18 protein-coding genes and 1 pseudogene are annotated in these 25,353 nt (G+C 60.2%); 11 read left to right on the top strand and 8 right to left on the bottom strand.

Annotated features, from left to right (window positions below; all coding sequences use genetic code 11):
* Positions 1-141: 141 nt before the first annotated feature.
* A complete protein-coding gene (gene pth, locus ABVS03_RS07135) occupies positions 142-717 on the bottom strand; it encodes an aminoacyl-tRNA hydrolase (RefSeq protein ID WP_330972417.1) in 576 nt (191 codons plus the stop codon).
* Between the two features lie 109 nt (positions 718-826).
* A complete protein-coding gene (locus ABVS03_RS07130) occupies positions 827-1,561 on the bottom strand; it encodes a nitroreductase family protein (protein ID WP_368018572.1) in 735 nt (244 codons plus the stop codon).
* A 315-nt stretch (positions 1,562-1,876) separates the two neighbouring features.
* Between ABVS03_RS07130 and ABVS03_RS07125 the strand changes: the two genes are divergently transcribed.
* From ABVS03_RS07125 to ABVS03_RS07110, 4 genes are all read left to right on the top strand, one after another.
* Positions 1,877-2,830: a MurR/RpiR family transcriptional regulator gene (locus tag ABVS03_RS07125; protein WP_330972415.1), complete on the top strand. Its 954-nt coding sequence runs from the start codon at positions 1,877-1,879 to the stop codon at positions 2,828-2,830.
* Positions 2,831-2,867: 37 nt separating this feature from the next.
* Positions 2,868-3,788 (top strand): N-acetylmuramic acid 6-phosphate etherase, encoded by a 921-nt coding sequence (murQ, locus tag ABVS03_RS07120; protein WP_368018571.1) that lies wholly within the window; start codon positions 2,868-2,870, stop codon positions 3,786-3,788.
* 64 nt (positions 3,789-3,852) lie between these two features.
* Positions 3,853-5,337: a PTS transporter subunit EIIC gene (locus ABVS03_RS07115; protein ID WP_330972413.1), complete on the top strand. Its 1,485-nt coding sequence runs from the start codon at positions 3,853-3,855 to the stop codon at positions 5,335-5,337.
* A 107-nt stretch (positions 5,338-5,444) separates the two neighbouring features.
* Entirely contained in the window at positions 5,445-6,512 is a 1,068-nt protein-coding gene (locus ABVS03_RS07110) for a MupG family TIM beta-alpha barrel fold protein (protein WP_330972412.1), read from the top strand.
* A 215-nt stretch (positions 6,513-6,727) separates the two neighbouring features.
* On the opposite strand, the pseudogene ABVS03_RS07105 reads toward ABVS03_RS07110, so the two are convergent.
* Positions 6,728-7,039: pseudogene (locus tag ABVS03_RS07105) on the bottom strand (ABC transporter ATP-binding protein); the annotation flags it as partial.
* A 378-nt stretch (positions 7,040-7,417) separates the two neighbouring features.
* Here ABVS03_RS07105 and ABVS03_RS07100 point away from each other — a divergent pair.
* Both ABVS03_RS07100 and ABVS03_RS07095 read left to right on the top strand, forming a co-directional pair.
* Positions 7,418-8,374, top strand: a complete 957-nt coding sequence (locus tag ABVS03_RS07100) for a MarR family transcriptional regulator (protein ID WP_368018570.1) — start codon at positions 7,418-7,420, stop codon at positions 8,372-8,374.
* The gene (locus tag ABVS03_RS07095) at positions 8,371-9,129 is read left to right on the top strand and encodes a hypothetical protein (RefSeq protein ID WP_368018569.1); all 759 of its coding nucleotides are present in this window, start codon (positions 8,371-8,373) and stop codon (positions 9,127-9,129) included. The genes ABVS03_RS07100 and ABVS03_RS07095 overlap by 4 nt, the downstream gene beginning before the upstream one ends.
* A 198-nt stretch (positions 9,130-9,327) precedes the next feature.
* On the opposite strand, the gene ABVS03_RS07090 is transcribed toward ABVS03_RS07095, so the two are convergent.
* The gene (locus ABVS03_RS07090; protein WP_368018568.1) at positions 9,328-11,136 is read right to left on the bottom strand and encodes an ABC transporter ATP-binding protein; all 1,809 of its coding nucleotides are present in this window, start codon (positions 11,134-11,136) and stop codon (positions 9,328-9,330) included.
* Between the two features lie 198 nt (positions 11,137-11,334).
* Between ABVS03_RS07090 and ABVS03_RS07085 the strand changes: the two genes are divergently transcribed.
* From ABVS03_RS07085 to ABVS03_RS07075, 3 genes are read left to right on the top strand one after another with little or no spacing between them, the layout of a single operon-like run.
* A complete protein-coding gene (locus ABVS03_RS07085; protein WP_330972408.1) occupies positions 11,335-11,823 on the top strand; it encodes a MarR family winged helix-turn-helix transcriptional regulator in 489 nt (162 codons plus the stop codon).
* Positions 11,820-13,574 (top strand): ABC transporter ATP-binding protein, encoded by a 1,755-nt coding sequence (locus tag ABVS03_RS07080; protein ID WP_330972407.1) that lies wholly within the window; start codon positions 11,820-11,822, stop codon positions 13,572-13,574. The genes ABVS03_RS07085 and ABVS03_RS07080 overlap by 4 nt, the downstream gene beginning before the upstream one ends.
* Positions 13,575-13,578: 4 nt before the next feature.
* Entirely contained in the window at positions 13,579-15,462 is a 1,884-nt protein-coding gene (locus ABVS03_RS07075; RefSeq protein WP_368018567.1) for an ABC transporter ATP-binding protein, read from the top strand.
* Between the two features lie 131 nt (positions 15,463-15,593).
* Here the strand turns inward: ABVS03_RS07075 and ABVS03_RS07070 are convergent, their stop codons facing one another.
* A complete protein-coding gene (locus ABVS03_RS07070; protein ID WP_368018566.1) occupies positions 15,594-16,856 on the bottom strand; it encodes an RNA-binding domain-containing protein in 1,263 nt (420 codons plus the stop codon).
* Between the two features lie 320 nt (positions 16,857-17,176).
* Between ABVS03_RS07070 and ABVS03_RS07065 the strand changes: the two genes are divergently transcribed.
* Positions 17,177-18,397: an MFS transporter gene (locus ABVS03_RS07065; protein WP_368018565.1), complete on the top strand. Its 1,221-nt coding sequence runs from the start codon at positions 17,177-17,179 to the stop codon at positions 18,395-18,397.
* A gap of 293 nt (positions 18,398-18,690) precedes the next feature.
* On the opposite strand, the gene bsh is transcribed toward ABVS03_RS07065, so the two are convergent.
* A complete protein-coding gene (gene bsh / locus ABVS03_RS07060; protein ID WP_330972403.1) occupies positions 18,691-19,647 on the bottom strand; it encodes a choloylglycine hydrolase in 957 nt (318 codons plus the stop codon).
* A gap of 536 nt (positions 19,648-20,183) precedes the next feature.
* Between bsh and ABVS03_RS07055 the strand changes: the two genes are divergently transcribed.
* Complete coding sequence (locus ABVS03_RS07055) at positions 20,184-22,442, top strand: glycogen/starch/alpha-glucan phosphorylase (protein WP_368018564.1); 2,259 nt, start codon at positions 20,184-20,186, stop codon at positions 22,440-22,442.
* 206 nt (positions 22,443-22,648) lie between these two features.
* Here ABVS03_RS07055 and ABVS03_RS07050 read toward each other — a convergent pair whose 3' ends face one another.
* A complete protein-coding gene (locus ABVS03_RS07050; RefSeq protein ID WP_330972401.1) occupies positions 22,649-23,644 on the bottom strand; it encodes a ribose-phosphate pyrophosphokinase in 996 nt (331 codons plus the stop codon).
* Complete coding sequence (gene glmU, locus ABVS03_RS07045; protein ID WP_368018563.1) at positions 23,644-25,053, bottom strand: bifunctional UDP-N-acetylglucosamine diphosphorylase/glucosamine-1-phosphate N-acetyltransferase GlmU; 1,410 nt, start codon at positions 25,051-25,053, stop codon at positions 23,644-23,646. Before glmU ends, ABVS03_RS07050 begins: the two co-directional genes overlap by 1 nt.
* Positions 25,054-25,353: the final 300 nt, after the last annotated feature.

Raw genomic sequence — 25,353 nt, 5'->3', positions numbered from 1 at the left:
AGGATGGTCTGGGCCTCTTCCCTTGGGCCGTCCCATCAATTCACCAACATGCCCATTGTAGCGGTCAGATAAGCATGTCTTCTGCATGATTTGCAGCAATCGGTGCCATATATGCAGAGCATGGCATCAATCCTGGGCACTTCATCCAAGCCGTGTGGACTCTGCTGCAAAGCCCTTCTGGATCACGCGCTCAACGACGTCTGCAGCGTCCTGTGCCTCGATTTCGAACGACTCGAGCTGGGTGCCCTTCAAGGGGCGCAGCGCATACTGCGCGACGCTCATGCGTCCGGGAGGCCTGCCCACGCCGAAGCGCAGACGGCAGAAGTCGCGGCTTCCCATCTTCTGGATGATGGAGCGCAGGCCATTGTGTCCGTCGTGGCCGCCGCCGAACTTGAGAACGAGCTTCGTGTCCGGCACATCGACATCGTCGTGCACGACGAGGAGCTCCTCCGGTGCGATCTTGAGCTGTCTCACGAGCTTCGAGATAGGTCCTCCGACCTCGTTCATGAAGGTCTGGGGACGCGCAAGGAAGACGTCCTTCCCGGCAATCTTCGTCTCTGCCACCATCATGCCTGCCTGGCTCTTCCAGTAGCGTGTTCCCGCATGTTCTGCGAGCACATCGATCGTGGCATAGCCGGCGTTATGGCGGGTCTTCTCGTATTCGGCGCCCGGGTTTCCGAGGCCGACGACGAGACGTATGTCTTTGGGTTCTGGCATGGCAACCTTTCCGTTTCAGGGCCTCTCCATCATCTCAAGCATATCCTCCTTGCGGGAGGGAGAGCGAAGACTAAATGCCGCCGCGTTTCCTCCCTGCAAGGACAAAGCATCAGAGGCCGTATTCAGGAAGGAAGCTCTTCCAGCTGTCTTCCCATCGGAAGCTGCCTCCGGCTGCCCGTGCTCCGATTTCGAAGTGGAGACGGACGATCCCCAAGTCCACTGCAGAGAAGGGGCCGCCCTTCGAGCGGATCGAGGCAAAGGGGGTGCCATCCTGTGTCGTGCGTCCTGCCCAGCCGATCTCGAAGCTCTGCTGGTTCATTGCGGTAGGTGCCTTGAGCGCCGCATCCACGCCTGCGCCGAACCAGGCAGGAACCTCGGTGCCTTCCGGGATAGAAGTCACGGCATCTGCGCTCTTGGAGCGGTGGGCATGCCCTTTGCCTTCCCCATGGCCAAGCGCCACGACGAGCACGAGCCTGTCGTCTGCCGAGGCCATCCTCTTCACGAGGCGGCGCTTGAAGGTGCCGCCGACCCAGCAGCTGGAAAGGCCCAGCTCCTGCGCTGCCAGGACGATTCGCTCGCCGAAGTAGCCGCAGCGCTGCTCGAGAGAAGGGGCAGGCGTGCCGGCAAGGACAAGATAGTTCGAGACGTTGCGGAACTTGCCGTAGTGGGCAAGAAGTGAGCTGAAGGCTTCCGGCTCGTCGACGACAAGGCGCATATGGAGATTGCCTGCCTCGTTCGAACGGGCGATCTCCTGGCTTAGGGCTGCGCGCTCCTCCTCTGAAAGAGGGACTGCGGTGTAGCTCCTGACCGAATGCCTGGCTTCTATTCCGTCATTGAAATCCATGAAGTTCCTTTCTGTTCCGGTGTCTGCTTTCTTACTACCCGAAGCAGATGCGCCCCCCGTTCTCTGCGCCATTTCCATGGAGCGTGCGGATGGGGACGGGCCGGCCATGAAATGGCCTGTACGCGACCGGTGTGGACCAGTCGGCAGGCGGCAGGGGAATGCAGGTTTCATGCCATGCTTTGAAACAAATGGGTCATATGTTTCATTGAACATGATTAAGACATAACATGTACATAAATCGCCGGAAACCTTCTGGAAGCAGCCGGCTGCAACGATGGTTGGACAATGAGATCGGAACTCGGAAAGGGGTGCAAGGTGCCTTCAGGACGCGTTTTGAGAGCGCAGGGAGGCAAGGCGTCCCCCGAAAGCGGATCTGCGATTCACGGCTTCCGTGTGCACCTCGAAGAGTACCGTCCCCTTGCAAGCTCGGCCGAGCGCAACATCGTGAACTTCCTGCTCGAACATCCGGGGAATGCCGTGGGCGTCTCGGCACACCGTCTCGCGGAGCTCACCTACACCTCGCCCTCGACGGTCGTGCGCCTGTCGCGCAAGCTTGGCTTCACGGGCTACAAGGAGCTCCAGCAGGCACTGCTCTATGAGCTTGCGGTAGCGGAGAAGAGCAAAAACATCGTCTCCGAGGGGGTCATGTCGACCGATTCCACGCAGGACATCATCGACAAGGTCACAGCCCGCAATGCCTCGACGCTTTCGCTCACGCGTGACGGCCTCGACCCCGCTGCCATAGACAGGACGGTCGAGCTCATCCGCACGGCACCGCGCATCAGCCTCTATGGGATTGGCGCCTCCCTCATGGTTGCCCATGACCTGCAGCTGAAGCTCCTGCGCCTGGACATCCATGCCGATCTGATCGATGACCTGCACTCGCAGCTGGTCTGTGCGAAGAACGAGCGTCCCGGCGATCTTGCTCTTGTCATCTCCTATTCGGGCATGACAGAAGACATACTGCGCTGTGCCCGGACGGCAAAGGCAAGGGGTGCCACGATCGTCTCCATCACGCGCGGCAGCTTCTCGTCGCCGCTCGTGAAGCTCTCCGATGTCGTGCTCGGGGTCGCGGCGACAGAGCTCGTGCTCAGAAGCGGCGCGATGTCCTCGAGGATCGCGCAGCTGAACGTCGTGGACGTGCTCTTCACCGCCTACGTGAGCAGCAACTACGAGAAGAGCATGGAGCGTCTCTCGAAGAACTGGATCAAGAGAAGCGAAGTGCCGGAAAAAGAGGCAGGCACCGAAGAGGGTGCCGGGCTTGGATAGAAGACAGAAGTGCAAGGAGAAAGGAGCGGAAAGGGCAATGGCAGAGGAAGAGAAGCCTGCGATCGACCTCGGGAAGCTTTCGACCGAAGCGCGCAATCCCCGGACTATGCATCTCGACGAGATGAGCCCGCGCGAGCTTGTCGAGGTGATGAACTCGGAGGATGCAAAGGTCGCAACTGCCGTGCACGACGTGCTCGGCGAAGTTGCCACGGCCGTGGAATGGGCACGCGATGCGCTTGCGGCAGGCGGCAGGATCGTCTACTTCGGGGCTGGCACCTCGGGCAGGCTCGGCGTGCTCGATGCGGTCGAGTGCCCGCCGACATTCGGCGTCTCGCCCGATAGGGTTGTCGGCCTCATCGCAGGCGGGGAGCATGCATTCGTGCGTGCTGTCGAAGGGGCGGAGGATTCGCTCACGCTCTGTGCAGAGGAGCTCGATGCGCTGCATCTGGGACCGCATGACCTTCCCATCGGCATCGCTGCCTCGGGACGGACACCCTATGTGATCGGCGGGCTCAGGCATGCGCACGAGCTCGGCTGCCGCACGGTGGCAATCGCCTGCAACAAGGGGTCAGATATCGGAAAGTGTGCAGACCTCGCAATCGAGCCCTGCTGCGGGCCGGAAGTGCTGACGGGATCTACCCGCCTGAAGGCCGGCACGGCACAGAAGATGATCCTCAACATGATCTCGACCGGAGCTATGGTCGGCTGCGGCAAGGCATACGAGAACCTGATGGTCGACGTGCAGCAGTCGAACGAGAAGCTCGAGGTCAGGGCACAGAACATCGTGATGGCCGCCACGGGCGCCGACCGCACTGAGGCGGAGCGGGCGCTTCAAGAGGCGGGCGGCTCTGCGAAGTGCGCGATTGTCTCGATCCTGGCAGATGTTTCGGCAGACGAGGCGAAGCGCAGGCTCGCTGTCTGCGGCGGCAAGGTCCGCCAGGCTCTCAGGGAGAGCTGAACATGGCATACGGCGGACGGCAGATGGGGACTGTCCGCTCGGCAAAGCAAGACAAGGAGGAACAATGAGCAAGGATTTCGAAGGGATTGCCAAGGGCGTCCTGGCCGCTGTGGGCGGCAAATCCAACGTCGTGGGCAACATGGCGTGCATGACAAGGCTGAGGGTGAAGGTAGCAGATCCCTCCAAGGTCGACGAGGCAGCGGTCAAGCAGGTCGAAGGCGTCATGGGCCTTGTCGCTGACGGAGACCGCTATGAGATCGTCTTCGGGCCGGGCACCGTGAACAAGGTCCTCGAGCCGTTCTCGAAGCTCACCGGCATCAAGCCGGACGATATGGCTGATGTCGTAAACGATGCCGCTGCGCGGAACAAGGCCGCACAGAAGGCAAAGCACGACAAGCCGGTGCAGCGCTTCCTCAAGAAGATCGCGAACATCTTCGTGCCGCTGCTGCCGGGCATCATCGCCGCTGGCCTCATCAACGGCATCGCCAATGTCATCAATGTCTCGAGCGGCAATGCATTCGCAGGCGTCTGGTGGTACCAGTGCATCCGCACGATGGGCTGGGCGCTGTTCCTGTATCTGCCGCTCTTCGTCGGCATGAATGCCTCCAAGGAGTTCGGAGGATCCGGCATCCTCGGCGCCATGGCAGGTGCGCTTTCCATCGCGAATGCTTCCATGCCGCTTCTGCTCAAGACTGCTGACGGCGCTGCAGCCGTGAACCTGCCGATTGCCGTGCCGGTTCCGTCCTTCGCCCAAGGCGCCTTCGCGATCAACTTCTCGACGGTCTACAACCCGTCTGCAGGCGGCCTTCTGGGTGCCCTCATCTGCGGCATCTTCTTTGCATGGCTCGAGAAGAAGTTCCATAAGGTCATGCCGAGCGCGCTCGACACGTTCCTGACGCCGCTCTTCACGGTCTGCATCGGCTCGGTCGTCTCCGTGCTCGTTCTGCAGCCGGTCGGCGCCTTCCTCACCCAGGGCATCTTCTTCGTGCTGTTCTTCTTCTACAACGTGCTCGGCGTCGTCGGCGCCTATCTTCTGTCTGCAACATTCCTGCCGCTCGTCGCGGTCGGCCTGCACCAGGCACTTACCCCGATCCATGCAATGCTCAACGATCCTGCGGGTCCGACCGGCGGCATCAACTATCTGCTCCCGATCCTCATGATGGCAGGCGGCGGCCAGGTCGGTGCCGGCCTTGCCCTCTACGTGAAGACGAAGAACACGCGCGTGAAGACGTACCTGCGCGAGTCCATCCCTGTCGGCATCCTCGGTGTCGGCGAGCCTCTGATGTATGCCGTGACGCTGCCGCTCGGCAAGCCCTTCGTGACAGCCTGCCTGGGATCGGGCGTCGGCGGCATCCTTGCTTGGCTCTTCCATCTCGGCACGGTCTCCCAGGGCGTCTCGGGCCTCTTCGGCCTTCTGATCGTCGTTCCGGGCACGCAGGGGCTCTATGTTGTTGCGATGCTTGCAGCCTACGCAGCAGGCTTTGCCCTCACGTATTTCTTCGGCGTGGACGAAGACCGCATCAACGACGTCTTCGGCAGCGAGGCATAGACTTCTATCTGTACCGAAACAGGTTCTGGCATGCGGACCTGCAGGAGCAATCCTGCGGGCCCGCTTTCTGAAGAAGAGCGCTTCCGCTCCTGGATGGAGGACTGTTCATGGAAACAGGCATTTCCCTGTATTTCGCATCGGGCTATCTGGCAAACGCCGCGGTCGTGGAGAAGGCATCGCTTGCGGGAGCGAAGTATGCCTTCACCTCGTTCCATATACCGGAGGAGTCGGGCCTCGATTTTGCGCAGGAGGCAAAGAGGCTGATCGCTCTGTGCCGCGACCATGGGCTTGCCCTGATTGCGGACGTGTCGCCGGCAACGCTTGCCAAGCTCGGATGCAGGGACTTCGGCGATGTGGGCCGTCTCGGTGTCGAATATATCCGTCTGGACGATGGCTTCGATGCACGTCAGACGGTCGAGCTCTCGAACTTCTTCCATGTGGTGTTCAATGCCTCGACGATCTCCGAATCCGACATTGCGCAGTGGCGTGCAGCAGGTGCAGACTTCAGCCGCTTCGCTGCCTGCCACAACTTCTATCCGAAGCCTCTGACAGGGCTTTCCATAGAAGATGTGGTGCGGACCAACCAGAGGCTCAAGGCACTCGGGTTTGAGGTGATGGGGTTCGTGCCCGGCGACAGGGAGCTCAGGGGGCCGCTTCATGAGGGGCTGCCGACCGTCGAGGCACATAGGGGAGATGCCGGCGACAGGCTCTTCCTCGATATGCTCGAGCTTGCATCGGCAGGCTGCGATGCGGTGCTAGTCGGGGATCCGGATGTCTCCAAGACGGTCTGGAAAAGGATTGCCGGCATCTCCCAGAATGTGATCGACCTCGCAGCAGAGCTCGCAGAGCCCTATCAGTCGCTCTTCGGCCGCCTGCAGCATGACCGCCCTGACTCCTCGCCCTGGATCGTGCGCTCGCAGGAGTCGCGCCGCTGGAAGGATGTGGAAGCACCAAAGCCCTCCCAGGACGTACGCGACATGGATGTCCATGCGGGAGATATCCTCATGAGCACGACGGCATATGGCCGCTATGCAGGCGAGCTCGAGATTGCGCGCCAGAGCTTTGCGCTCGACAGGCGCGACGTCAAGATCGGCCGCATTGCGGAGCCAGATCTCGCACTGCTGCCCTATATCAGGCAGGGTGCTGGCTTCAGGCTCGTCAAGGACAAGGCATAGGCTTTCTCTTGAGGGCGCTCCTGCCGCCAGTGCTGCTGCTCTGTGGCGAGCCGACCAGCCTCGTCAGGCGAGATGCAGAAGTCCGGCGCCGCTCAGGGCGCTGCCGAGGCAGCAGCGCCCCACGAGCATGTGCGGCTGTTTCGTCCGGCGAGATGCGCGGACTGAGCACGCAAGGGCGCATTCGTCCTCTGCTGAGCTGAAAGACGGGCACGCTCTCACTCCGTCTCGAGGAGGCCGCCGGTCTGGCGCTTCCAGAGCTCTGCGTACGCGCCGCCTTCCTGCACGAGCTCTGCGTGCGTGCCATCCTCCACGATCCTGCCGCCGGCAAGCACGACGATGCGGTCGAGGGCTGCCACGGTGGAGAGGCGGTGGGCCACCACGATTGCAGTGCGGCCGCGCATGAGGTTTCCGAGGGCTTCCTGGACAAGGGCCTCGGATTCGCTGTCGAGGGCGCTTGTCGCCTCGTCGAGCACGAGGATCGGGCAGTCTGCAAGGATGGCCCTCGCGATGGCCACGCGCTGGCGCTGTCGCGGTCTCGTGCAGGCAAGTCTGCCTCACAGGCATGTCAACGTCGCGTTGCGCCAACCATGGTGTCGAGCCCGGTGGGCAGGCGGTCTGAATTCAGTACTCCGCCTGTGCCCTGTTCCCGAGCTTCAAAGCTACGTTTGTCCAGTACCTGAGCAGCTACGCATGACCCGCGCATCATCTAATTCTCTCGACATGAAAGCGCACAAGTTCCCGGCTGAGAGCGCAAAACAGTTGTCTATTTCACGTCCACCCGATTGATGATATGGCAATCTTGCTGGCAGTCCGCCATCCATTCTGCTTACGACAGTTGATATAATTGCAGAAAAAATGTAAACTTGCATTGAAGATGAAATATTGCAATGCACGTGTGGGGGTCAATGGTGGAGTACCTGGAATACCTCAGCGATGCACTCGGTCTCGCGCTGAGACGAACTTCCTGGGACCGAGCAAGGACGCTCCCGCTCTACTTGGGCACGGCAGCAGACTACGAGCTCTGTAGCTGCGATGGGACGGACTTCCTAGTTGCGCTGCCGAGGGGAGGCCAATCCCTGCCGGAGCTCAAGCGTGTCGTCGCGCAGATCGCACGGTTCACGGAGCTGCCCGTCGCGCTCGCGTCGGACCTCATCGACTCCCGCCAGCGCCGCGCGCTCGTCGCGCGGGGCATCCCGGTCATCGTTCCCGGAAGGCTCGCGTACCTGCCCTTCCTGGGGTTTGCCGCGCAGGCGGAGGCGAAAAGGCGTGCGCTTGGCGGCACGCTCACGCCAAGGGCACAGGCGGCGCTTGTCACGATGATGGCAAACCCTGCGATCTCGACCTCAATCGGCCTGAGGGAGGTGACGCGTATGACAGCAAGCTCCGCAAGCCGTGCCATCGATGAGCTGGCCCAGCATGGTCTGATCGAGCGCGGCAAAGATGGCCGCGAGGTCACTTTCGACTATGACAGAGGGAGGAACGCCCTCCTGAAGCAGGCGATGCCGCTGCTCAAGAGCCCGGTCGCGGCTACAATCTGGGCTCGGCACACGGATGCCCTGGCGGCATTGCCCGATGCTGGCGAGACGGCGCTGGCGGATCGTTCGATGCTTCTTGCCCCCGCCATCGGCCAGAAGGCGGTGGCCAAGGCCCGCCTCGCGGAGCTGGGGGTGGATGAGGTCCTGGAAGGCGAGCTGTCGGACGGGGAGACCGTCGAGCTACAGCTTTGGTCCTACGACCCGCTGGTGGCAGGCCTCGGGCGCGTCGATGACGTCTCGCTTGCCCTGTCCCTCGCAGGGTTGGGAGACGAGCGTATAGATGGTGAGCTGGACGATCTCTTCGGCGAGGAGGGGCTATGGCGATGAGCGGTGTCTACGGGCTGGGGCGATTCGGCGAGTACATGGCGGGGCTTGAGGAGCACTACGCCGTCATAGGCGGCACCGCTTGCGACATACTGCTGAACGCGTCGGACCTGCCGTTCCGTGCGACCAAGGACATAGACGTTGTGCTCATGGTAGAAGATCGTCCAGCAGAAGTCGGTCGGGCAATCTGGAAGCTCTTGTCGGACGGCGGCTACGCTGTGGCGCGCAGGGGTACGGAAAACGCGCACTTCTATCGCTTCTCGAAACCGGCCGCATCCGGCTTTCCCTCGATGGTGGAGCTCTTCGGCACCGAGCCGAACTTCATCACGGAGCCCGACGGCCTTGAAATCGTGCCAGTGCCCATGGGGGAGGACGTGTCGAGCCTCTCAGCCATCCTGCTCGATGCCGACCACTACTCGTTTATGTGTGGTGGACGCAAGGTCGTGGATGGGATTTCCGTACTAGGTGAGGCCTATCTGGTTCCATTCAAGGCGAAGGCGTTTCTGGACCTCCGAGAACGCAGGGCGTGTGGAGAGCACGTGGATAGTAAGGATCTGCGGAAGCACAAGAATGACGTCTTCAGGCTGCTGCAGCTCTTCACGCCCGAGACGACTGCGCCCCTTCCAGACTCCATAAGGGACGACATGTCCCACTTCTGCAATATCATGAGCGAGGAAGGCGTGCCTCTCAGGCAGATTGGCGTAAGGATGACCTTGGACGAGGCGCTGGGACAGATTGCCCGCTCATACGGTCTATAGAAGGCCTTGTTCATTATCGGAGTCAGCGCTCTGGGAGGTTGGGCCCCATTTCAATCACTGCCATCTGGCAAGGAATGGCCAGAATGCTTGTAGCGTGGGAATCTCAGGCCGCACTTTTCGGGCTCCCATGCCTTTAGGCGGCGAACGGTCTGAAGGGTGATTTGCCGCCGCCCAAAGGGACTCGGTTGCAGCGTGTGCTCACTCCGCCTCGAGGAAGCCGCCGGTCTGGCGCTTCCAGAGCTCTGCGTACGCGCCGCCTTCCTGCACAAGCTCTGCGTGCGTGCCATCCTCCACGATCCTGCCGTCGGCGAGCACGACGATGCGGTCGAGGGCTGCCACGGTGGAGAGGCGGTGGGCCACCACGATTGCAGTGCGGCCGCGCATGAGGTTTCCGAGGGCTTCCTGGACAAGGGCCTCGGACTCGCTGTCGAGGGCGCTTGTCGCCTCGTCGAGCACGAGGATCGGGCAGTCTGCGAGGATGGCACGGGCGATGGCGACGCGCTGGCGCTGTCCGCCCGAGAGCCTGACGCCGCGCTCGCCGACCATGGTATCGAGGCCCTGGGGGAGCCGCTCGATGAACTCGAGGGCATTGGCCTCTGCGGCAGCACGCCTGATTTCTTCCTCTGTGGCCTCTGGCCTGCCATAGGCAATGTTTTCGCGGATGGAACGGTGGAAGAGAAGGGGCTCCTGCGGCACGTAGGCAACCTGGCGGCGCAGCGACTGCTGCGTACAGGCGCTCACATCCTGGCCATCCACAAGGACCTGCCCTCCCTGGACATCGTCGAGGCGCAGCAGGAGCTTCGTGAGCGTCGTCTTGCCGGATCCGGAGCGGCCCACGAGGCCCACGCGCTGGCCGGGAGCGATATCGAGATTCAGGTCCTCGAAGACATAGGAGCCCTTCGGGGCATCTGCATACCGGAAGCGGATGTGCTCGAAGCTGATGCCGCCCTCATGCACCTCGAGGGGCTTGGCATCGGACCTGTCTGCGACGAGCGTCGGCTCGTCCAGCACCTTCGTCATTGCAGCCGCGTCTCCCAGCGCCCTGTTGATGCGCTGCATCATCGAGTTGAAGTAGTTGAAGCGCATCGTCAGGTTGTACGTATAGGTGAACATCATGACCAGCGTGCCTGCGCTGATGCCGAACCAGGCATTGCCGCCGCTCACGAAGATCGAGGTCACGAACATGATGATCGTGATGAGGGCGCTTGTCGTGAAGCCGCGTTTCATGGTCGCATGCATGTTCACGTTCTCTTTGTCCATGGCCTCTCTGTCTGCTTCATCGAAGAGGCTGCGCTCATAGTCTTCGCGGCCGCAGGTCTTGACGGCGAGGATGTTCGTCACGGCGTCCGAGAGGATGCCGGAGAGGCGGTTCTGTGCCTGGGAGGCAGCAGAGGAGAGCGGAAGTATCCTGCGGTACATCGTGTAGGCGTAGATGACATAGACAACAAGCATTGCTATGAGAATGAGGACGAAGGCAGGGGCAGCAGGCGCCAGCATCGCGATCGTGAGGACGACCGAGGCGAGCGTCGGCCAGAGGCTGTAGGTCAGGACATCCACAAGGCCCGAGTAGCCGCTCACGAAGCGGGAGGTCTGGCTTACAAGAGACCCTCCGAACCTTCCTGTGTGGAAGGTCATGCTCTGGTTCGAGAGTGTGTCGAAGCAGAGGCGCGAGAGCTGGTAGTCGCCGTTGATCTCGAGCTTGTAGACCGCATAGTCCTGGAGCTTCGAGAGCGTCTGGCCCACGGCGTTCACGATAAGGAGCGCCAGGATATAAGGGCCGAAGACAGAAAAGACCTCGTCGGGTGTGACGGGGGAGGCCTGGATGCGGTCGACGATGAGGCCCATCACGTAGGTATTCGCAAACGTGAGGAGGGCAATGTAGCCCACCGAGGCTATGACAGAAAGGGCGAAGGCGCCGGGCTTCTGCTTTGTCACCCACCAGAAGTAGTGGAGGGTGCGCCTGATGGTCGTGCGGTCATTCGAATCGGTTGTGCTTCTGAGTGCCATGTATGCTCCGGAATCTCATGCTGCCTGAAGGCGTGAATTGCAGTCTTATCAGTTACATTTAAGCAGGCGATGCTCCAGAGATGTGACAGAAACCACATTCTATGATGATTCCATGAAACGCTAACCCTGTTAGATAAACAGCACGGCTGCGGGTAGAGTACTGTCCGTTCACTAACATGGTTAGCAATAAGGAGAGCTATGGAAGAGAAAGAGGAGCTTACGGAGGAGGAATGGGACCGCCTTGTGCGTGAGCTTTTCCGCACCTGGCATGGCCTGCGTCCTTCCGGGCACGACCGTCCGGACATGGAGCTCATGGGGCAGAAGCAGATCATGCATGTCCTGGCACAGAACGAGGACCCCGTGACGCCAGGTGCGCTTGCCGATGCCTGCCACGTCACGAGCGCACGCATCGCGCGTGCCCTGAAGCAGCTCGAGGCACAGGGGCTCATCGTGAGGACGGAAGATCCTGAAGATGGCAGGCGCACGCTCGTGAGCCTGACAGAGAAGGGCCAGGACGTCGTCGCCGAGAGGAAGAAGCGGATCGGCGAGACCATGAAGGAGTTCTGCAAGGAGCTTGGCGCAGAGGACACCCAGGAGCTGCTGCGCATCATGAGACGGGTTGCCGAGCTTGCCCCTGAGATCCAGAAGCGCTTCTGCCAGAAGCAGGAAGAGGAGGGCACGCGATGAATACCCTCCGCTATCTCAAGGGCCATATTCCAGCGGTATTGGCTGTCGTGGCGCTTCTCGCCGTGCAGGTCACCTGCGAGCTCATGCTGCCGCGCTACATGGCTGATATCGTGAATGTCGGCATCGTCCAGGCAGCGGGCGGCGACATGGGATATCTGGCCAGCATGGCAGGCTCCATGTTTGCGCTCTGCTTTGGTTCGGTCGCAGCGGCGGCTGCTGCGGGATACCTTGCCTCGCGTCTTGCTGCGACCATTGCGCGCGACCTGCGTGCATGTCTCTTCTCCCGCGTCATGCAGCTTTCGCCGGCACAGGTGAACCATTTCACGCCGTCTTCCCTGATCACGCGCTCGACGAACGATATCACGCAGATCCAGATGACGATCGTGATGCTTCTGCGCATCGTGATGCTCGCGCCGATCATGGCAATAGTTGCAATCATCCAGGTGCTGGCACTGGGAAGCGGACTCATCTGGATTGTCGGCGCCGCGCTTCTTGCGGTGCTTGCCGTGATCTCTGTCCTCTATGTGCTTGCGATGCCGCGCTTCAGGAAGATGCAGTCCTTGGTCGACCGCGTGAACCTCGTAGCCCGCGAGATGCTCGACGGCGTCATGAGCATCCGTGCCTTCGGCAGGGAGGACCATGAGCTCGAGAAGTTCGATGGGGTATCCCGTGACCTCATGCAGACGCAGCTCTTCGTGAACCGCGCCATGATCCTCATGATGCCGGCACTGACGCTCGTCATGAACCTCGCGACAGTGGCAATCGTCTGGTTCGGCGCACAAGGGGTCGCCGTCGGCACGATGCAGGTCGGCGACATCATGGCATTCATCACCTACGCGATGATGATCGTCATGGCCTTCCTGATGATCTCGATGGTGGCAGTCCTGCTGCCCCGCGCCGAGATATCGGCAGGCAGGATCGACGAGGTGCTCTCGTGCGACCCTGCCGTGCATGAGCCAAAGAGCCCGAAGTCGCTTGATGGGGCGGCTGCGCACGGCGAGCTCTCTTTCCAGGATGTGGGCTTTGCCTATCCGGATGCCGAGGGCATGGTCGTCGAGCATGTGAGCTTCAGGACGCATCCGGGAAAGACCGTGGCGATCATTGGGTCTACGGGTTCCGGCAAGTCGACGCTCGTGCAGCTGGCGCCGAGGCTCTATGACCCGACGGAAGGCTCGATCTCGCTTGACGGCACAGATCTCAAGGACCTTTCGCTCTCCGAGCTCAGACACAGGATCGGCTACGTGCCGCAGCAGAGCTTCCTTTTCACGGGCACAATCGCCTCGAACGTGGCCTATGGGACAGAGGGGCTCACAGATGAGGAGCTCAAGCGTGCAATCCATCTGGCGCAGGCAGACGATCTTGTGGCAGCAAGCCCCGAGGGCACGGACTCTCCGATCGTCCAGGGAGGCACGAATGTCTCGGGTGGCCAGCGCCAGCGTCTTGCCATTGCCCGTGCGCTTGCGATGAAGCCGGAAGTGCTCGTGCTCGATGATTCGTTCTCGGCTCTGGACTTTGCGACAGATGCACGCCTCAGGCGTGCGCTTGCAGAGCATGCAGGGGACATGGCCATCGTCGTCGTGGCGCAGCGCGTCGCCTCGATCATGCAGGCAGACGAGATTCTGGTGCTCGACGACGGCAAGGTCGTAGGCCAGGGCACGCATCAAGAGCTTCTTCGTGATTGCCCGACATACCGCGAGATTGCGACAAGCCAGCTCTCCGCGAAAGAGCTTGGCCTTGAAGAGGAGGTGTAAGGACATGGCAGAAGAAACGAGCCTCAAGGAGCAGCAGGAGAGAAGCCGTCAGAGGCGCCCGCATGGTGGTGGACGCTTCGCTCCCGTGGAGAAGGCAAAGGACTTCAAGGGGACGCTCAGGCGCCTCATTCATGCGCTCTCGAAGGAAGCGCCGCTCATGATCTTGGCCGTCGTGCTTGCGATGGTATCGGTCATCTTCTCGGTCATCGGCCCCAAGATCTTGGGCCAGGCGACGAATGAGGTCTTCCTCGGCGTCGCTGCGATGGGAAGAGGGGATGGAGGCATCGACTTCGCGAAGATCGCCCAGATCCTTGCCTTCCTCCTCGGCATCTACCTGATCTCGTCCGGAGCCCAGGCCATCCAGGGCTGGCTCATGACAGGCATATCGCAGAGGACGGTCTTCCGCTTCAGGAAGGAGATTGCAGAGAAGATCTCCCGTGTGCCGCTTTCCTACTTCGATGGGGAGGGGACCTCGAAGGGCGACGTGCTCTCGCGGATGACAAACGATGTGGATACGCTGAGCCAGACTTTGAATACCGGCATCGTCCAGCTCGTGACTTCCTTGACCCAGGTCATCGGCATCGCCGTCATGATGCTCTCCATCTCGCTCCAGCTCACGGGCGTCACGCTTCTCATGCTCCCGCTTGCCGGCATCGTGCTCTTCTTCCTGATCCGTGCCTCCCAGCGCTACTTCAAGGCCCAGCAGGCACAGCTTGGCGCCGTCGACGGAAAGATCGAGGAGGATTTCTCGGGCCAGGTCGTGATCCAGGCCTTCGACCAGACAGGGCGTGCCGAGCACGAGTTCCAGAAAGAGAACGATGCGCTCTATGAGTCGGCATGGAAGAGCCAGTTCCTCTCCGGCCTCATGCAGCCTCTCATGGGGCTTGTCGGCGACCTTGGCTATGTGGGCGTCGTCGTGGTCGGCGTGGGCCTTGCGGTTCAGGGCACGATCCAGCCAGGCGACATCCAGTCATTCATTCAGTACGTGAGGAACTTCACGCAGCCTCTGGCCCAGCTTGCTGCCGTGTCCAACACGCTGCAGCAGATGGCAGCCTGCGCAGAGCGCATCTTCGAGTTCCTCGATGCACCGGAGGAGACAGAGACGGCGAAGATCGATCCGGAAACGGGCAAGACAGAGCAGCTCGGGAAGGCGAAAGGCGAAGTCAGCTTCGACCACATCTCCTTCGGCTACCTGCCGGGCAAGACGATCATCCACGATTTCACGGCAGAGGTGCCAGAAGGCAGGACTGTCGCCATTGTCGGACCTACCGGTGCTGGCAAGACGACTCTCATGAAGCTGCTCCTGCGCTTCTACGACGTGGATAAAGGTGTCCTCAGGGTCGACGGGCATGATGTGCGCGACATCGAGCGGGAGGACCTGCGCCAGAACTTCGCTATGGTCCTCCAGGACTCCTGGCTCTTCCAGGGCACGATCCGCGAGAACATCCGCTTCGGCAGGCTCGATGCGACAGGCGAGGAGGTGGAGGCGGCAGCACGCTCTGCCCACTGCACCCACTTCATCGAAACGCTCCCCGGAGGTTTCGACTTCGAGCTCAATGAAGGGGCGACGAACATCTCCCAGGGACAGCGCCAGCTTCTGACGATTGCCCGTGCCGTGCTGGCAGACCGTTCCATCCTCATCCTCGACGAGGCAACCTCGAACGTGGATACGCGTACCGAGTGGCGCATACAGCGCGCCATGGACAAGCTCATGGCAGGCCGTACGTCCTTCGTTATTGCCCACAGGCTCTCGACCATCAAGGGTGCAGACCAGATCCTCGTGCTCCAGGATGGAGACGTCGTCGAGGCAGGCACCCACGAAGAGCTCCTGGCCAAGCAGGGCGTCTATGCGAAGCTCTACGAGTCGCAGTTCGACCAGGTGGCATAAGCAGCCATGGGATTCAGATAGAGGTCCGGCTGGCAGAGCGCATCTGCCAGCCGGGCTTCTTTCGCCAGCAGGATGGCGGTCTCTTGATCAGGCCTGATGCCTTCGCTGTACGAAAAAAAGAGGCGAGGCTCTTAGGTTCTGCGCGAATACTTCGTGCCTCTGCCCCGTCCGCTGCGCTCTACGAGGCCTTTCTGTTCGAGGGAGGCAAGCAGCCTGCCTGCCGTCGAAAGGCTCGTGCCGCACTTCTCCGAAATCTGCTTTCGAGTCATGAGCATTCCTTGAGGAAGGGCGTCCAGAACTGCTTTCTCTTCTACCGTTGTTGCTGGATGCGATTCCAAGACGGGGAGGGTCACGCGGATGCTTGCGTCCAGAACATCGAAGCTGGGCGGCAGCTCTCCTGCTGGATATGCTTCCCGAATGCGGGGGACGCCCGATCCAAAGAGCTCGATATAGCCTAGCCGGAACATGACTGTGGCAAGAATTGGATTTCTCGGCACAGATAGACCGCCTGCAAGGTAAGCCTCTCTCTCGATTCCGGGAGGAAGCGAGCCAGGAGATGTGACCACAGCGTGGTCAGGATGCATGGCAACAGTAATGGCGGATGGCACATCCCATGCACGATGGGCGATTGCGTTGGCAAGCGTCTCTCTGAAGGCATCCAGGGGCAGCTTCTCGACTCGTTCCCTGGTCGTCGAAGTTACTTTTTCGAATGCATAGGTCCTTTCAGCAACATCTGCCGTTCTGTCGAGCTGGTCGAGCACCGAACATCCGTCTATGTGCACTCTTTCGAGAATCTCAGACGTGCTTCTGCCAAACCTCATGATGTCGATTCCGGGGAACGGGTTCGAATCCGAAAGGAGGGCAGCTGCATTCACGAGCTGGCCATCTGCATTCGTGAGGCCGAGCGTTCGCAAGGTGTTCCTGTCGAATTGATCGACTCCGAGCCTCGTGTGCAGACGCTGCTTGAGGGATCCGAACTCCATATTTTGGCTGTCTGCAGGAAGCTGATCGAAAGACATGTGATTGCCGGCGAGTATGAGCCGTTTCAATTCCAGTGAATCCGCCTCTGTGGTCGAAGAGTCGTTTCTGATGTATGCCTTTCCCCTGCAGAGGTAGGGCTTGTCTGGTCCCTCGAACACAGTAAGGGTCACCGTCCCGGCCTCGCTGTCGACCTCTATCGAATACCGGGGCTGTGGGTGAATGCGGTCATGGATCATGTGCTCTATGCGTAGGCATTCTTTATCGATGTCGGGGAGACCTTGGACAGTGCCATCGTCAGCCATTCCGAAAATGATGCTGCCTGTTCCATAATTAGCGAATGCACTGACGGTCTTGAGGAAAGACTCGGATACCGAGGCCTTGAGTTCTCGATCATTGGACTCGAGCAGTGCCATAGCAGAACCTCCTATGTACCTGGAATTGACCAGAAAAATTATCTGTTCAATTATAAGTCATTACATGGCCATACTATTGGTCAGTAATTGACCAGATAAATTTATCTGGTCAATTAGAGTGAGCGGAAACATGAATCCATCCCGGTGGCAAGGCTCGAGCCTCTGCCTGGCTTCGTCCATTTGGATGCGTGCTAGGATGGTCTAGCGCCTGAATGAAAAGTGGTGGCCTGGCTCCGGAGAAGGAGCATAGCTCGCAGTCCCTGTGTGCTTGGTTCAAGGCCTGCCCGATCCTGCGTTCTTTCGTTCTCTTGGAGGGACCCTTGCCAGAAAATCCATCTGCGTCCCTTGAGCGGACCTGTGCCCGTCGTCTGGCGTTCACGACATTCTTCCGCGCTCTGGGCTTCCAGGCAACCTACTTTGTCGGCATCATCGGCTCGGCGACCTATCTTCTGGGCTCCGATGCAATGGATGTCTCCCTGCTTGTCGTCCTCTTGAACGTCACGCTCGTGGCAGCAGGCGCTGCAGCAGGTGTCGTCGTTGACCGCATCGGGCCAAGGAAGACGATGCTTGCCTTCCTTGGCCTCCTGGGTGTTACCGGCATCATCGGCGTCTCCTTTCCGATGAGCATGGCGCTCCTCATCGTCGTGAACGTGCTTGAAGGGATTGCAGGTGGCTTCTGCATGACGGCAAGCTCTGCCTATCCCCGCTATCTCGCAGAGGATGCAACGACCCTCCAGAAGGTCAACAGCTACAACAACACGGCCATGTGTGTGGCCGTTATCGTCGGTCCCCTGATTGGCGGCTGGCTCACAGCGCTCTTCACGAGCCAGATGGTGTTTGCGGTCCTTCCCATCTCATCGGCAATATCTGCGCTCTTCGTCTGGAACCTGCCGGAGCTCCTGCATCCTGAAGGCACCGGCAAGAAGGAAGGGGAGGGCTTCTGGAAGCAGCTTCTTGAGGGCATCCATATCGTGTTCTCCCATCCTGTGATTGCAGCGCTCTTCCTGATCTATTTCCTTGGCTACTTCTCCTATGGCGCATTCGACTCGCTCGAGTCGCTCTTCTACCGTGACGTGCTCAGGGTGGGATCCGAGTGGATGGGCTGGCTCTCGTCGGCAGCAGGCCTGGGATCTACGGTCGGTGCCTTGGCCGTGCTGCGCTTCTCGACGAAGCGGCTCTCGCTCGAGACGATTGCCCTGCTTCTTGTCGTGATCGGTGTCGGGTCCATGGTGTACGTCGGCACGACGTCGGTGCAGATTGCCCTCATAGGCCAGCTCATTGCCGGCTTCGGCTTTGGTGCCATGGGTCCTGTGAAGGATACGGTGCTGCAGAAGAGCTGCGATATCCGCTATATCGGGCGTGCCACCTCGGTCCTTTCTGTCGGCATGAACTCTGCCGGCACGCTGCCGCTTCTCGTTGCCCCATTCGTGGCAGGTATCTTCGGCGTGCAGGCAACGCTCTTTGGCGCCTCTGCCATCGCTGCCGCCATCGGCGCCGCCGCGCTGGCGTGGACACACGCCGGCAATCCGAAGGCGGCATAGCGAAAGCCTGCGGCACAGGGGCAGGCGCGCAGGTAGGCTGCAGGCGGACGGCATCCGGCAGGAGGTGCCGGGCAGCTGCAGCCAAAGCAGGCACAGGAGGCAGGAACAAGGAATCGGCCACGCAGCCAGCTGGGGATGCAGGCCTGCGGACAGGGATGCAGGCCTGGCAGAGCGGGAACAGGAGGGCCCCGAGCGGGAGCGGCAAAGAAGATGCGCCTGCCAGGCCATGCTGGCAGGCGCATCCATGTGTGGTCAGCGGTGTCTCTTTGCTGCCGCTGTCCTTTGCCAAGACTCTAGGCGGCTTCGATGAGGGCCTTTCCCGGATGGGCTGCAATCAGCTCGTCTGCCGAGACGGAGCGGATGGCAGGGTCGTCGTAGGTGTTCCAGTAATACGTATGGGTCCTCTGGGAATATCCGCCGGTATAGACGGTCTTCTCGAACTCCCCGTTCGTCATCCTTGCGGCGCCGTCGATCATAGCAACGCCCGCAAGCTCATGGAACATGCGGGAGACATTGGCCTCCTCCGTCGTCTGCTCAGGGTAGTTTGCATTGAGGTAGGCGATGCGCACGAAGCGGGAAGGCGAGTAGTAGTCGCCCGGGATGCCGCGCATGCCGGCACCCGATCCATACGGTGTGAGCGCAGCTGCCCTCCAGGTCTGGGTTGCTGGCACGTCGCTTGTGACGTTGAGGTAGTTCCTGAGGTTCTCGCGGTGCCATCCGAATCCCGGCTGGTTTGCAAGGACGTCGACGTCGTCTGTGAAGATCTGCATGCCATCTTGCGTGTATTCGACCGCGATGCTGCGCTTGCCGTCGCCGACAATCCAGTGGAGAAGCGAGGTCGGATATTTGTCGACGATGGGGGAGTCGACGACAGCGACATCCTTGAGCGCTGCCTCGGCTTCATCGACGGTCGTGAAGTTCGCGACGATCCAGAGCGGAAGCTCCCAGGAGGCGACATTCGTCTTGCCGGGGACAGCTTCCTTCTCATACTGCGCATAGCCCGGGAAGTTGAGACCGGCGCAGGCAAGGCCTTCTGTATTTGCGCAGTCGAAGTAGAGCGGCGTATCCTTCTCGACGATGCCCATGCCGATGACGGGATGGGGAAGGGCGGGCGTAGCCTTGAAGGGCGAGAAGGGCGCATAGCCTTCGGGCGCCACGACGACACGCTCCCCATAGCCCTGGCTCCAGTCGAGGTTGCGGGCGAAGTAGAGATTGCCTTTGTCGTCCGAGAAACGGATTGCAGTGCACATGGAACCCTCCGATGCTTGATGGAAGCGCACCCTGCGCTTCGGCTACAGAGGGATATACCCATGCCGGGAAAATCAGTCATACAGAGTAGACTAATTTTGGAAATCGGCACAGAAAACGGCATTTGCCTCAATCATGAAACTCTTATTATAGCGCGGTCTCTTGCAGATTTGTCATCATCTCTTCTGTACGGCCAATTTGCGTCGGTTTGCGGCAATTCGCTGACCTGCAGTTTTGAAAGTATGTCGAGATGAACTCGACATCAGAGATTTCTGAACTCGACGCAGCTCGATGCCTGTCGAGTTGAACTCGACAAGGAGCAAAAAAATTTCGGAAATGTCGAGTTTCTCGGAAACGCTTCCAGCAGAGTGGTGTATTGTGTAGCTATGCAAGAGCTGGAAGCGTTTCCAGCGTGACACCCACCAATCACGCCTGAAGCGCTTCCGGGCTTGCTGCAGGACAGATGCCTAGTTTAGATGCGAGCATCCATCCGCATGGCAGTCTCTCTTTTTCTTGTATGCAATAAGGAGTGCATCCCATGATCGATCTCGAACAGCGTGCCCACGAGAAGTTCGGACTTCCCCTTGCCGCACTGGACGATTCCGACGTCTGCACGATGCTTATGGATATGGTCCGCGAGAAGGCAGCCGAGCTTCCGGTGACGGAAGGCAAGCGCCGTCTCTATTACATCTCCGCCGAGTTCCTGATTGGCCGTCTTCTGACGAACAACCTCATCAATCTTGGCATCTACAACGAAGTGAAGGACCAGCTCTTCCGTGCAGGCCATGACCTGAACAAGATCGAGGAAGCAGAGGCAGAGCCGTCGCTGGGCAATGGCGGACTTGGCCGTCTTGCTGCGTGCTTCCTCGACTCCATCGCAACGCTTGGCCTTCCGGGTGACGGCGTGGGCCTCAACTACCACTACGGCCTCTTCCATCAGAAGTTCGTCGCGAACCAGCAGACCGAGCTTCCGGATGAGTGGCTCAAGGAGCAGGACTGGCTCGTCGATACCGGCACGTCCTACACCGTGCATTTCGGCGGCTTCGATGTGAAGTCGAAGCTCTATGATATCGATGTCCTGGGATACGGCAGGAACACGAAGAACAGGCTCCACCTGTTCGATCTCGTCGGTGTCGATGATGGCCTCGTGCCTTCTGATTCCATCGACTTCGACAAGGAAGCCGTGAAGAAGAACCTCACGCTCTTCCTCTATCCGGACGACTCGGATGAGGCAGGCAGGCTCCTTCGTGTCTATCAGGAGTACTTCATGGTGTCGAACGCGGCACAGCTCCTCGTCGACGATGCCATTGCACGTGGATCCAACCTGCACGACCTCGACGAGTATGCCGTCGTCCAGATCAACGATACGCACCCGACCATGGTTATCCCTGAGCTCATCAGGATCCTCGTCGACGAGCACAGCTTCAAGTTCGACGAGGCCGTCTCGATTGTGAGCCGCATGGTCGCCTACACGAACCATACGATCCTCGCCGAGGCGCTCGAGAAGTGGCCGCTCTCGTTCCTCAGAACAGTCTCTCCTCGCATTGCTGACATCATCGAGAAGCTCGACTACAAGCAGAAGCAGGAGCACGACGACCCTGCTGTCGCTATCATCAAGGACGATATCGTGCACATGGCACATATCGATATCCACTATGGCTTCTCTATCAACGGCGTGGCGGCGCTCCACACGAAGATCCTCGAGGAGTCCGAGCTCAAGCCGTTCTACGATCTGTACCCGGAGAAGTTCTCGAACAAGACGAACGGCATCACGTTCCGCCGCTGGATCATGGGCTGCAACCCGGCGCTGACCCAGATTCTGGATGATACGCTCGGCACCGACTGGCATACGACGGGCGACCTCTCTGGCCTCCTCAAATACAAGGACAATCCGGAGATGCTCGGCAAGCTCTCTGATGCCAAGGAAATCGCGAAGCGCAGCATGCGTGAGTTCATCCACGAGAACCGCGGCGTCGAGATTCCGCGCAACGCAATCATCGATGTACAGATCAAGCGCATCCACGAGTACAAGCGCCAGCAGATGCTTGCCCTCTACCTCATCTGGAAGTACCTCGATATCAAGAATGGCAACATCCCGGCACGCCCGATCACCGTCATCTTCGGCGGCAAGGCTGCTCCTGCCTACACGATTGCCCAGGACATCATCCATCTGATCCTCACGCTCTCGCAGTGGATTGCCAATGACCCGGATGTCTCCCCGTATCTCCAGGTCATCATGGTCGAGAACTACAATGTGAGCGCAGCAGAGAAGCTCATCCCGGCAGCAGACATCTCCGAGCAGATCTCGCTTGCCTCGAAGGAGGCTTCGGGCACGTCGAACATGAAGTTCATGCTCAACGGTGCCGTGACGCTCTGCACGATGGATGGTGCAAACGTCGAGATTGCCGACCTCGTCGGCCCGGACAACATCTATACGTTCGGCGCCTCCTCGGAGGAGGTCGTGCGCCTCTACGCAGAGAATGCCTACCGTCCGCACGATCTCTACCTGCGGCCGGGCACGAAGCTCTTGGTCGACTTCATCACGAATCCGAAGTTCATGGCTACCGGCAACCCTGAGCGCCTGAAGCGTCTCCACGACGATATGGCCAACAAGGACTGGTTCATGGCGCTTCTGGACCTCGAGGATTACATCCAGGTCAAGGAGCGTGTCTACGCCGACTACGAGGACCGCACTGCCTGGATGAAGAAGTCCCTTGTCAACACCGCTATGGCCGGCAAGTTCTCATCCGACCGCACGATCTCCCAGTATAACGACGAGATCTGGCATCTTTCCTAAGCCCCCCAATCCCCTGCTCCACGCAGCTTCCTCCCTTGTGCTGCGTGGAGCACCTCCTTCGTTTCTCCCCCGAAAGCCTCCTTCTGCGCAAGCAGGAGGAGGCTTTCTGCTAGGGAAGGGGAGAGAGGGATTCGGGAAAGGAGTCTTGGCATAAAGAAAGGGCCGCCTTGCGGCGGCCCTGAAACGCTTTGCTCTGAGCGGATGTCCTACATCTCGGAGTTGCCGCCGGCGATGCCGGAGACGGAGGAGTTGACGTAGACGGCGTAGATTGCGTCTGCAAGCTCCTTGGCAACAGAGATGGACTTGATCTTCGAGCCCGGCTGGTTTGCAACAGCGCAGGGGATAGCGTCAGTGACGACGCACTCGACGATCGGTGCATTCTGGAGACGCTCGACAGCGGAGCCGGAGAAGATGCCGTGGGTGGCGGAGATGTAGATGTCGCCTGCACCCATCTCCTTGAGCTTGTTGATGGAGCCGACAAGCGTGCCGCCAGTGTCGATCATATCGTCGTTGATGATGCAGGTCTTGCCGACGATGTTGCCGATGACGCCCATGACCTCAGCAGCGTTGTGCTTCGGGCGGCTCTTGTGGGCAATGGCAACCTCGCAGCCGAGGTAGTCAGCGAGCTTCTTGGCGACCTTGGCGCGGCCCATGTCCGGGGAGACGACGACGGTGTTGTCCCAGTCGAAGTCCTTCGTCTTGAAATAGTCGCCGAACTGGTAGAGTGCCGTCAGATGCGTGACGGGGATGTCGAAGAAGCCCTGAATCTGGTTGGAGTGCAGGTCGAGCGTGATGACGCGGTCGACGCCTGCAGCCTCGAGCAGATTGGCGACAAGGCGTGCCGTGATCGGCTCGCGGGATGCGGCCTTGCGGTCCTGGCGGGCATAGCCGTAGTGGGGGATGACAGCCGTGAAGGAGGCAGCAGATGCACGCGTTGCGGCATCGGCGACGATCAGGGTCTCCATCATGAGGTCATTCACGTTCTTGCCGGCAAGGGACTGGACGAAGAAGACTTCGCAGCCGCGCACGGTCTCCTCGAAGCGGGCGTAGATCTCGCCGTTCGCGAACTTCTCGATCTTGAGGCCGGATAGCGGCAGGTGCAGGATATCGCCGATCTTCTCGGCCAGCTGCGGGTTGCTCGTGCCCGAGTAGAGACGGATGTTCTTCTCCACCTGGATGGGTTCGCACAGATTCTCGTACATTAGTCCTCTTCCTTCAGACGCTCCCAGTAGTGGTTTGCCCAGTCTTCCTTGATTATCTGCTGGCTGCGCTCGAGGGAGAGCGCGCCTGCCGGCACATCGTGCGTGATGCAGGAGCTTGCACCGACGAGGGCGTTCTCGCCGATCGTCACCGGCGCGACCATCATCGTGTCGGAGCCCACGAAGACGTGGTCGCCGATGGTGGTATGGCTCTTGTGCTTTCCGTCATAGTTGCAGGTGATGGAGCCGCCGCCGATGTTCACGTTGGCGCCCATCGTGCAGTCGCCGATGTAGGAGAGGTGCGGGACCTTCGAGCCCTCGCCGACGACAGAGTTCTTGAGCTCGACATGGGTGCCAGCCTTGGCGCCCTTGAGGAGATGCGTATGGCCCCTGAGGTAGGCACGCGGGCCGCAGTTCACGTCGTCGTCGATTGCAGAGTCTACGAGAATGGACTCGTCGACCGTACAGCCATTGCCGACGGTTGCGTTCGTGAGGCGGCTGTTCGGGCCGATTGTGCAGTCTGTGCCTACGGTCGTGTGGCCGAAGAGGATGGTCTGGGGCATGAGGACGGTGTCCTGGCCCACGGTCACATCGGCGCCGACCCAGACCTGGTCGGGGTCGAGCATGGAGACACCGGAGAGCATCAGCTCATGGTTGATGCGGCGCTGCATGACCTTCGTGACCTCAGCAAGCTGGGCACGGTTGTTGACGCCGAGGACCTCGGAAGCCTCAGGTGCGTGGTGCATGCCGACAGGCTCGCCCTCGGATACGAAGATCTTGATCAGGTCAGGGAGGTAGTACTCGCCCTGGGCGTTGTCGTTGCCGATCTTGTCGAGGTTGTCGGCAAGACGGTGGCCGCAGAAGCAGTACGTCGCGGAGTTGCACTCTTTGAGCGTCTGGCGCTGCTCCTCGGTGCAGTCCTTGTGCTCGATGATGGCCGTGACCTGGCCCTGCTCGTCCAGGACGACGCGGCCATAGCCCGTGCAGTCGTCTGGTGTCATGGTCAGCACCGTGCAGGCGGCATGCTGCGCCTTGCGCTCCTCCACGAGGGCGGCAAGCGTCTCAGGCTTTATGAGCGGAGTGTCTCCTGCCATCACAAGGACAGGACCGGAGAAGCCGCCGATTGCGTCGCGCACGACGCGGACGGCATGGCCGGTGCCGAGACGCTCTGCCTGCTCGACGAACTCGACAGGTGCCTCTCCCTCCGGGACAGGTTCATGGGCGAAGAAGTCGCGTACCTCATCGGCGCCATTGCCGACAACGACAATGACACGCGTAGCGCCAGCCTTGCGGGCTGCGCGGACACACCACCACACGAGCGGCTTGTCCAATACCTTGTGCATGACCTTGGGGTGACGAGACTTCATGCGCGTACCCTCGCCTGCAGCGAGGACAATCGCGGTAAATGGCATAGAACGGCCTCCAACGAAGTTGCTATGCGTGAATCGTCAAAGCTGTGGCTGCTGGAAGATGCTTGCTGTTCCTTGACAGAACCCGAACAATCCGCAGCTAGGCTTATGATAGCGCAGCTATTGTGCCTGCAGCAGCACGAATGACGTGCTCATTCACACGACACAACCTTTTCAGCCATTTTGGATGCCTTTGTCGGGGAAGTTCTGTCGAGCTCAGCTCGACAGAAAGATGCCGGTGTCGAGTTCACAGGACAGGATGCATTCTGCCCATGCAGGGCAGGTGTCTGTGCGCTTTCTCTT

Origin of the sequence: Olsenella sp. AGMB03486, assembly GCF_040884255.1 — a bacterium.
Lineage (GTDB): Bacteria > Actinomycetota > Coriobacteriia > Coriobacteriales > Atopobiaceae > Olsenella_L > Olsenella_L kribbiana.
This window is presented reverse-complemented; position numbering and strand designations above follow the sequence as displayed.